This is a genomic window from Streptomyces sp. 13-12-16 (assembly GCF_002114215.1).
GTDB lineage: Bacteria > Actinomycetota > Actinomycetes > Streptomycetales > Streptomycetaceae > Streptomyces.
Window position 1 is genome coordinate 1 of the sequence record NZ_NCTE01000025.1, and the last position, 5,241, is coordinate 5,241.

The window sequence follows — 5,241 nt, forward strand, 5'->3', positions numbered from 1 at the left end:
TGATCGTGGCCGGTTTCGTCCTCGCGGCGGGCGGACTGAGCCTCGCGGAACTCGGCCTGGACGCCCCCGGCTCGGACCCGAAACCGGCGGCCGCCGGGGAGGAGTCCACGGACGGCGGCGCGACGAAGGTGGAGCCGGCGGAGTCGGAGAGGGCGGCGGGCGACGGCGTCACGGACGCGGTGGCGCCCGGCAGGTCGCCCAGTGCGAGGCCTTCCGACTCCCCGTCGGCCTCCGGCTCCCCGACGGGCGAGGAGTCCGAGGAGGCGGAGGACGGGACCGGGCAGGATCCCTCGTCCGAGCCCGCGACCCCGCCCACGACCGACCCGACGGCCCCCTCACCGCCGGAGCCCTCACAGAACCCGGAAACCCCGTCCCCGGACCCGGACCCGACCACGAAGAGCCCCGACCCGGAACCCGAACCCACGGAAACATGCGACCGCTTCCTGTGGTGGTGCACCTGACCCGACCACACGCCCCCACACTCCCCTAGGCAGCCGACTGCCCCGCGATCCGCGGGCAGTCGTGCCTCCCCCAGTGCCTCAAGGGCCTGGGAGGTGCCCCCAGGGCGATGGGGGTCCCCCCGCCCGAGCGCAGCCGAGGGTGGGGGAGGGTGGGCGATGGGGGTACCTCCCGCTCATGGGGGTCCCCCCGCCCGAGCGAAGCCGAGAGTGGGGGAGGAGCCGAGAGTGGGGGAGGCACCTCGCAAGCGCCGGGCCGCGCAACCCACCCCCGGCCCACACCGACACGGGGCACCCCGTAACGCGCCGGGGCACCCGCAAAGCACCGGGCCGCGCGGAAAACCCCCGCCCGCACCAACTCCGGCGCCCGAAGAACCGGCTGCGGCCGCTACCCCAGCATCCTCCGCAGAGCGTCCCGCAGGGCCACCCGCTCCGCCTCCGAAAGCCCCGCCAACGGCTCACGCGCGAACCGCAGGGACTCCCGCAGGCTCCGGGCCACCCGCCGCCCCTCCGCCGTCGCCGCCGCCAGCTTCACGCGCCGGTCCGCCGGGTCCGGCCGGCGCTCCGCCAGCCCCCGTGACTCCAGCCGGTCGACGATCCCCGTGACGTTCGACGGCTCGCACTTCAGCCGCTGCGCCAGCTTCCGCATCGGCAGCGGCTCCAAGGACAGCAGACTCAACAGCTTCGCCTGGGCACCCGTGAGGGCATGACCGGCGGCGGCTTCCTCGTACTCCTCGTGGTAGCGGGCCACCACCGAGCCGATGAGCTCGACGACCTCCAGGGTGAGGGCGTCGGGACGGTGCGGGGTGGCATCGGGTGTGGCCATGCACACCAGGGTACCCGGTTGCTTGACATCATGAAATATTCAGCCGCATGGTTGTTTCAGGTAATGAACTATCCGAGGAAAGGTGCCCGGCCATGACCGCCTCCACACTCCCCACCACCGGCCGCGAGTGGCATCTGCTCAGCCGCCCCGTCGGCTGGCCGAAGCCCGAGGACTTCGCCCTCGTCGAGGCGGAGGTCCCCGCCCCGGCCGGGGGACAGGTGCTCGTACGGAACAAGTACCTCTCCGTCGACCCGTACATGCGCGGCCGGATGAGTGCCGCGAAGTCCTACGTCGCCCCCTTCGAGCTGGGCAAGGTCATGCAGGGCGGCGCCGTCGGCGAGGTCGTCGCGTCGGAGGCCGAGGGGATCGCCGTCGGCGACCACGTCCTGCACTTCTTCGGCTGGCGCGAGTACGCCGTCGTGGACGCGAAGAACGCCGTCAAGGTGGACCCGGAGGCGGCGCCCCTCCCGGCGTACCTGGGCGTGCTGGGCATGACCGGCCTCACCGCCTACGCCGGCCTGCTGCGCACCGCCTCCTTCAAGGAGGGCGACTCCGTCTTCGTGTCCGGTGCCGCGGGCGCCGTCGGCAGCCAGGTCGGGCAGCTCGCGAAGCTCAAGGGCGCCTCGCGGGTGATCGGCTCGGCCGGCTCCGACGAGAAGGTCGAGCTGCTCCTCGACGAGTACGGCTTCGACGCCGCCTTCAACTACAAGACCGGCCCGGTGGGCGAGCAGCTCCGCGCCGCCGCCCCGGACGGCGTCGACGTCTACTTCGACAACGTCGGCGGCGACCACCTGGAGGCCGCCATCGGGTCCCTCAACCGGGACGGCCGCATCGCCGTCTGCGGCATGATCTCGGTCTACAACAACACCGAGCCCGCCCCCGGCCCCCGCAACCTCGCCCGGCTGATCCAGACCCGCGGCCGCATCGAGGGCTTCCTCGTCGGCGACCACTACGACCTCCAGCCGCAGTTCGTCCAGGAGGTCGGCCCCTGGGTCCGCTCGGGCGAGCTGAAGTACCGGGAGACAGTCGTCGAGGGCATCGAGAACAACCTGGAGGCGTTCCTCGGCGTCCTGCGCGGCGACAACACCGGGAAGATGATCGTCAAGCTCTGACCCGGCCGTGACGCGACACCGCCGGCGGTCGTTGCGTACGACGGGGCCGCACCCTTGGACGTGGGGTGCGGCCCCTTGCCCGTGCCGGGGGACGGCGCCCCGATAGGGTCTCCCCCATGCGCGATCTTGGGGCGGGTTTCCGGTATCTCCTGAAGGGCCAGCGGTGGGTGGCCCGGCACGGCAAGCAGTTCGGGTTCGGACTGCTGCCGGGGCTGATCACCCTGGTGCTGTACGCGGCGGCGCTGGTGGCGCTGGCGCTGTGGGGCGAGGACTTCGTCACGTGGGCGACGCCGTTCGCCGACGACTGGTCCAGCCCCTGGGCCGGGCTGTTCCGCGGCTTCCTCACCGCCGTGCTGTTCGCGCTCGGCCTGCTGCTGTCCGTGCTCACCTTCACCGCGGTGACCCTGCTCATCGGGCAGCCGTTCTACGAGAACCTCTCCGAGAAGGTCGACCGGGACGTCTCGCCCGACGGCACCGCGCCCGAGTCGGGGCTGCCGCTGTGGCGGGAGCTGTGGATCTCGGCCCGCGACAGCCTCCGCATCGTCGTACGGGCCCTGGTGTGGGGCGTGCTGCTGTTCGCGCTCGGGTTCATCCCGGTGGTCGGGCAGACCGTCGTGCCGGTGATCGGGTTCTTCGTCACCGGGTTCTTCCTCACCGAGGAGCTCACCGCCGTCGCGCTCCAGCGGCGCGGGGTCGAACTGCGCGAGCGGCTCCGCCTGCTGCGCTCCCGCAAGACCCTCGTCTGGGGCTTCGGCACACCCCTGGGGCTGGCCTTCCTCGTCCCGTTCGTCGCCGTGTTCCTGATGCCCGGCGCGGTCGCCGGCGCCACGCTGATGGCCCGCGACCTGCTCGGTGAGGAGACGGCCGCCGGGGACGACGCGGGGAAGCCCGAGGAGGAGGGCGTCACACCGTGACCGAGGTGCTCGCCGTCGCCGTCATCACCGTCCTGGCCGTGATCGCGCCGGGCGCCGACTTCGCCATGGTGGTCCGCAACAGCTACCTCCACGGCCGCCGCACCGGCCTGCTCGGCGCCCTCGGCGTCGCCGCGGGCGTCCTCGTCCACGTCACCTACACGATGCTCGGCGTCGGCCTGCTGATCGCCTCCTCCACCTTCCTCTTCACGGTGATCAAGCTGGCCGGCGCGGCCTACCTCGTGTACGTCGGCGTCCGCACCTTCCGCACCCGCGGCGAGGTCACCGTCGACCTGGAGAACAGGACGGGGCTGACCCCGTTCGCGGCGCTGCGCACCGGCTTCCTGACCAACGTCCTCAACCCGAAGACGACCCTGTTCGTCGTCTCGACCTTCGCGCAGGTCGTCAGCCCCGGCACCCCGGTCCTCCAGCAGGTGGGCTACGGGCTGTTCATGTCCCTCGCCCACCTGCTGTGGTTCGGCGTCGTCGCCGTGTTCTTCTCCCACGACCGGATGCGCACCCTGATGCTGCGCGGCCAGAAGGTCCTCAACAAGGTCATCGGATCCGTCCTGGCCGGCCTCGGCGTCAGCCTCGCGTTCGCTCCGTCGCACTGACCGCCACGGTCACGATCGACCGCACCTGGTCGATGATGTCCAGCCGGTTCCGTACGAACTCGGGGTCGGTGACCTCGGTGGTGTTCCCGGCGCCGAACTGCAGCACGGGCGTGTGCACATGTCCGCCCGGCAGCTCCTCGCGCAGCCCGAGCCGGTCCCGGAGCAGGGTCGCCCGGTAGGCGATCTCGTTGGACAGGTAGTCCCCGCCGCCCCCGGCCCGCGCCGTCGAGCCGGGCGTCGGCCCCTGAGGCCGTACGACGGGCTCGGTGCCGCCCGCCGGGATCTCCGTCACGCCGGTGTTGTCGTACACCGGGAACCGCCCGGTGTCCGCGGCGACGATCTCCGCGTACGGCAGTGTCGTGGACGTCCACTGGGGCTGCGAGGCCGGATCGGTGACCGGGATCGTCTCCGTGCGGCCGGTGTTCTCGTTGTCCCCGAAACCGCCCCGCCAGGCCCCGTTGGTCCGCTCGACGTCGAAGCGGCCCACCCGGCCCTGACTGACGGTGGTGAACAGGTCGACCCCCGGCAGGTGCGGCCGCAGCGCCCGCTCCACCGTCCCCTCCGTGAAGTCCCGCCAGCGCACCGGGAACACGGCCGTCTCGATGCGCGCGGGACCGTCCGTGGTCTCGATCACCGTGCCGTCGAGGGCGAGCGCGACCGCGCCGGACGGGTTGGAGATGCGGATGTCCCGGTCCAGGGTGAACGGGTCGAAACCGGTCAGCAGGACCCGCTTCACGCCCTTCCCGTGCGGATGGCGGATGGTGGTCTGCCCGCGCGAGGACCGCTCCAGCTCGTCGAGCAGCCGCGCCCGCCGGTCCTCGTCCAGCCGGAACCCGGGCTCCCAGGCGCGCAGTTCACGGGTCATCCCGAGCCGCGCCCAGTACAGCGGCCGGTCGTCGTCCCGGCTGAGGTCACCACCCGCCGGACCGCGCCCCTGCGCCCGGTCGACGGCCCTGCGCCACAACTCCGTCCCCGCGCGCACGACGGCACGGCGGGCCTGGGCGTAGGAGTGCGCGCGGTCCAGCGCACGGGCCAACTCCGGTGCCGCGTCGGCGAATCCGGAACGGCGGAGTATCTCCTGCGGAGCGGCCCCGTCCAGGCGGCGCTCCTCGACGGTGGGGGAGGGTGCCGTCCCGGCGGCGGTCGCGGTCGTGGGGGCGGCGAGACCGGTCAACAGGGCCAGACCGAGAACACCGATGCGAACACGTACGGATCTCAAGGGAATTGGGCCTTCCGTCGTCGTGGGGTACGGGGATGCCGAAGCCCGCAGTATCACCCGCCCACCACCCCCCACGCCACGGTTCACACCCCCCGCCCTCC

Annotated in this window: 6 protein-coding genes; 4 read left to right on the forward strand and 2 right to left on the reverse strand. The window is 72.4% G+C overall.

Going from position 1 to position 5,241, the window contains the following annotated elements:
* A partial coding sequence (locus tag B7767_RS46090) for a hypothetical protein (RefSeq protein ID WP_085570450.1) occupies window positions 1–461 on the forward strand: 461 nt, incomplete at its 5' end.
* A 385-nt stretch (window positions 462–846) separates the two neighbouring features.
* On the opposite strand, the gene B7767_RS01300 is transcribed toward B7767_RS46090, so the two are convergent.
* Window positions 847–1,284: a MarR family winged helix-turn-helix transcriptional regulator gene (locus B7767_RS01300; protein ID WP_085570452.1), complete on the reverse strand. Its 438-nt coding sequence runs from the start codon at window positions 1,282–1,284 to the stop codon at window positions 847–849.
* A gap of 92 nt (window positions 1,285–1,376) precedes the next feature.
* Between B7767_RS01300 and B7767_RS01305 the strand changes: the two genes are divergently transcribed.
* From B7767_RS01305 to B7767_RS01315, 3 genes are all read left to right on the forward strand, one after another.
* Window positions 1,377–2,396, forward strand: a complete 1,020-nt coding sequence (locus tag B7767_RS01305; protein ID WP_085570453.1) for an NADP-dependent oxidoreductase — start codon at window positions 1,377–1,379, stop codon at window positions 2,394–2,396.
* 116 nt (window positions 2,397–2,512) lie between these two features.
* A complete protein-coding gene (locus B7767_RS01310) occupies window positions 2,513–3,310 on the forward strand; it encodes an EI24 domain-containing protein (RefSeq protein WP_085570454.1) in 798 nt (265 codons plus the stop codon).
* The gene (locus B7767_RS01315) at window positions 3,307–3,921 is read left to right on the forward strand and encodes a LysE family translocator (RefSeq protein WP_085570455.1); all 615 of its coding nucleotides are present in this window, start codon (window positions 3,307–3,309) and stop codon (window positions 3,919–3,921) included. The genes B7767_RS01310 and B7767_RS01315 overlap by 4 nt, the downstream gene beginning before the upstream one ends.
* On the opposite strand, the gene B7767_RS01320 is transcribed toward B7767_RS01315, so the two are convergent.
* On the reverse strand, window positions 3,893–5,140 hold the full coding sequence (locus B7767_RS01320; protein WP_085570456.1) for a pyroglutamyl peptidase: 1,248 nt from the start codon (window positions 5,138–5,140) through the stop codon (window positions 3,893–3,895). The two genes, B7767_RS01315 and B7767_RS01320, sit on opposite strands and share 29 nt — an antisense overlap.
* Window positions 5,141–5,241: the final 101 nt, after the last annotated feature.

Bases quoted from the DNA above. Each gene is read 5' to 3' on its own strand.
- B7767_RS01300 (WP_085570452.1), bottom strand. From the start codon at position 1,284: ATGGCCACACCCGATGCCACCCCGCACCGTCCCGACGCCCTCACCCTG.
- B7767_RS01310 (WP_085570454.1), top strand. From the start codon at position 2,513: ATGCGCGATCTTGGGGCGGGTTTCCGGTATCTCCTGAAGGGCCAGCGG.
- B7767_RS01305 (WP_085570453.1), top strand. From the start codon at position 1,377: ATGACCGCCTCCACACTCCCCACCACCGGCCGCGAGTGGCATCTGCTC.